Origin of the sequence: Bacillus cereus group sp. BfR-BA-01347 (assembly GCF_022663835.1) — a bacterium.
Lineage (GTDB): Bacteria > Bacillota > Bacilli > Bacillales > Bacillaceae_G > Bacillus_A > Bacillus_A thuringiensis_K.
This window is the reverse complement of the sequence record NZ_JAKUGG010000062.1, coordinates 1-4,291: the sequence shown is the minus strand read 5'-3', so window position 1 is coordinate 4,291 and position 4,291 is coordinate 1. Positions and strand designations below refer to the sequence as shown.

Here is a 4,291-nt window from a genome sequence, read left to right as displayed (position 1 = left end):
GTGCGAGACGTTCTCGATTAAGTAATGCGCAAGCATAAGCGACAACGAGGACTGTTCTAGATTGTAGAAACAACAAAAACAATTAAGAGCAGGATAACTGTTCAGACGAGTGGTAGGAATGATGGAGTAACGACCTGAAACTACCCCAGTGAGATTCCCAACTGCATATGCTAGGTATAGTGTGATGTAGGAAGCAGGGTAAAACATGCAGTCAAAATCCGTAGTACCCGACCGGGCAACCGAAAGCCATTCGGAATAATAAACCAAATGGAACTGATTAAGTATTGTATGCTGTCAACCGACATGGTGAGAATGTGTAAACACTGACGAACTTGCGAATGTACGCCTCGATACATTTACGGGTCAGAAATGATTCGGGGTCTGAAAATAAGACTTGTCTAAAGGATTAGAGAAATGCCATTTTCAATAATCCTAAACGTTGTTATAGGCAACGGAGCTAGACACGGGGTATAGTGAGCACCTAAATCGGAGGTCTGCGGACCTTTAAAACAATGATAGTCTGAACGGAACGTCGAAAGCCACTAGCGTTGAGTCAATGACTCTATCGACGGATACAGCTGAATGCGAAACGGGTAACCGAGGGAAGTATTCTTAATAGTGGTGAGAGTAGTGGTACGACCTGTGAAGGTTCTGTAATGGGACTGGAGGAACAGCCACAAGCCTATTTTGTAGGAACTGAACTTTCATCTAATCTTGCATGGATTCTGGTAAGACTCAAAAGGTCACCAAATCAATATGAGAGAAGGTGATAGACCATGAATGACAACTCTAAGCCCACGCTAAAGGATAAGAAATTAAGACACAACGAATATTACGGTATTCAACCTGTCCTAGATAACTTATACCTAAAAGCAACTAAAAGAAATTCATTCAAAAGCTTAATGTCTATCATAACATCAGACGAAAACATACTTCTTGCCTTTCGTAACATCAAAGGTAACAAAGGAAGTAAAACATCAGCCTGTGACAATGTAGATATTAAGGATATTGGGAGAATGGAACAAGACTATTTCTTGAATGAAGTCAAAAAACGCTTTCAAAACTACCAGCCGCAGAAAGTAAGACGTAAAGACATACCAAAAGATAATGGGAAAATAAGACCCCTAGGAATACCTAGTATGTGGGACAGGATTATCCAACAGTGTATTCTTCAAGTCTTAGAGCCCATCTGTGAAGCACAGTTCTGTACAAGGAGTTATGGTTTTCGACCTAACAGAAGAGCAGAACATGCAATAGCAGACAGTATCAAAAAGGTGAATCAACAAAATCTTACATATGTGGTGGATGTAGATATTAAAGGATTTTTCGATGAAGTTAATCATGCTAAACTTATGCGCCAATTATGGACACTAGGTATACGTGATAAACAACTACTAGTTATCATCCGAAAAATACTAAAAGCACCAGTGCAAATGCCCGATGGTAAAACAATAGTCCCAACAAAAGGTACTCCACAAGGTGGTATTCTTAGTCCTCTACTTGCAAATGTCAATCTTAATGAATTTGACTGGTGGGTAAGCGATCAATGGGAAACGTTTAAAGCCAAAAAGGTAAAACCGAGATACAAAGATGGAATCTGGAGTAACGATAACGTAACAAATCAACTTATGATAACATCCAAAATGAAACCAATGTATATCGTAAGATACGCAGACGACTTCAAAATCTTCACAAACACACGAAGTAATGCGGAGAAAATCTTCAAAGCAAGCCAAATGTGGTTAGAAGAACGTTTGAAGCTACCCATTTCAACCGAGAAATCTAAAGTAACCAATCTGAAAAGACAAGAAAGTGAATTCCTAGGATTCACGCTCAAGGCTGCGAAGAAAGGTAAAAAGAAGAATGGTGACACACGATATATTGCGGAAACACACGTATCTCCAAAAGCACTGAGAAAGACAAAACAAGACTTAGCCAACCAAGTGAAGAAAATACAGAAAACCTCAACCTCTATCGAAACAATAAGGAGAATCGGCATATACAACAGCATGGTCATTGGCAAACATAACTATTACAAAATAGCGACACATGTCAACCTAGACTTCAGAAAAATAAGTCTAGGATTAATCCAAATGATGTACAACCGTTTCCCAAAGGTAGTAAATAGTGGTAAACGAAACACAAACGGATACACGAATATAGGAAAGTATAACGGAAAAGACAAAGGTATCAAGCCATATTTAGTTTCAAAACAAATTAGATACCTAATGAAACGTCCTATCCTACCAATCTCTTATATTCAAAACAAAAACCCGATGATGAAAAAACACGCCATTAACAAATACACCGTAGAAGGTCGAGCCTCGATACATAAAATCTTGGCAGATATAACCGAAACGGAACTAAAATGGTTAAGAGAAAATCCAGTCATAAACAAACGGACAACCGTAGAGTACAGTGACAATCGAATTTCCCTTTATGTCTCACAAAAAGGAAAATGTAGTGTAACAGGTAAGAAACTCTTTCCTTGGGACATGCACTGTCACCATAAGAAATTGTGGAGTGAAACAAAAGATGACAGCTACAAAAACCTTACAATCATCAAACCAAGTATCCATAGACTAATACACGCAACCAAAACAGAGACCATAAACCAATTACTCAATGAACTAAAACTCAACGAGGAACAACTACGTAAACTCAATAAGTTGCGGAAATTAGTCGAAAACAATGAAATCTGTATAGAATCACAAAGCGAAGTGGAATCAAAAAACGAACAACTAGCGTTGTTCACTTGGAACTTATCATTATTAGGTGAGACGAAAACTACAATTTAGGTAGACCGCCGTATGCCATGAAAGTGGCACGTACGGTGCGGATCGGGGGAAAAGTTGGAGATAAACTCAAAGACTTACCTATCGACAATTGAAGATAAGGTAAATACTCATATTACAAAAGAACTAGGGATGGCATTTGAACCGGATAACACGCTAGAGGACATCTTTATAGAATCAACTTTCAATCAATTTGAAAGAATACGTGAACATGAATTAGAAGAATTAGCTCGTATGAAACGTGAACGTACTGTAGGGAAAGGCTTAATTACCATAGTATCTGAAAAATTATTCCCAACTAAAAACGGGACATCTGAGCGGATACAAGTGCTTACAATGCAAATTGGTACTCATACAACTGCATATTGCCCAATTACAGAGGCAGGTATAAACATTCCTAAAAATCCTCAATGGTTAGTAGGTAGAACAAAGCCTGTTATTATTGAACACTTCCAAAAAACTGAAGAGGGCAACTTTGCAGTTGTATCTATCACAGCAGGGGAACTAGCACTTCAAAAAAGGCTATATGAAGAAGTAGAGTCACAAGAGGGGAATAAAGTATACACAGGAACTGTTTCTGGACATATTCCATCTGCACAAACTGTGTTGGTTGAAGTTCATGGTGTAACAGTAGGGATAAGGTACTCATACTGGTCCCATTCATTCGTCCGTCCGGAGGATATTATTATTGGTGATGTTATAGAACTTATTATTGATAAAGTGGTAGAAAAAAATGGCCGCTATGAGTTTAGAGGGAATAAAAAAATATTAGAAACAGATCCTATGGAGAAGCTATTAGAACTAAACAAACGCCGTGACCGCTTTGTAGGTAAAATTGTAGGTGTGGATGCAATTGCTGGGATTTTCGTAGAAGTTGCACCAGGTATTCAGTTTAAAGGGCTAAAGGTTCGTAATCTGGCAAATCCAACTGTGGATGACGCAGTAAACCAAACAATTGTTACATGTGAGCTGCTTAATATTGATGCTAAAAATAGAAGAGGAACTGTACGTATCCTAAATTATCCGCAAGGCCAAAGTAAAAAATCTAATTCGTCAATTTACCAATTTTAATGGATGATTATGCGTACAATAGAGAAACAAATGTCTACTTATATTCCTTCTATTCCTCATTTATCAAGTGAGGATATACAAGGACTTCAAATATATCGGATACATGATTTGGATAAAACCTATGTATTCCACTCTTATGACGAATTAGTTAAGTTTAAGCAGCTTTTAACAGAGGAACAACATGCTATACTCAATTTTATTGGTGTTCATACATCCGTTCGGTTTAATCATTTATTATATCTATTCAAGAATAAATTTTCGCGGAAGAAAATTAACAATGCACTTCAAGGATTACTTTACTATCAATTTATCGAAAAATGGCAAGTAGAAATTTTTGATATAGAAATCTTTGAAGAAACATATACCTTATCCAATAATGGATTTAAACTACTAAAATACTGGCAAGGAAATATGTTCTTCTTTGC

Annotated in this window: 2 protein-coding genes and 1 pseudogene; all 3 read left to right on the top strand. The window is 37.3% G+C overall.

Annotation, left to right across the window (positions count from 1 at the left end; all coding sequences use genetic code 11):
• The first annotated feature begins 776 nt into the window (after positions 1-776).
• Complete coding sequence (gene ltrA / locus MR143_RS32580; protein ID WP_199718662.1) at positions 777-2,798, top strand: group II intron reverse transcriptase/maturase; 2,022 nt, start codon at positions 777-779, stop codon at positions 2,796-2,798.
• Positions 2,799-2,927: 129 nt separating this feature from the next.
• Entirely contained in the window at positions 2,928-3,866 is a 939-nt protein-coding gene (locus MR143_RS32575; protein WP_242281297.1) for an RNA-binding protein, read from the top strand.
• 9 nt (positions 3,867-3,875) lie between these two features.
• Positions 3,876-4,291: pseudogene (locus MR143_RS32570) on the top strand (hypothetical protein); the annotation flags it as partial.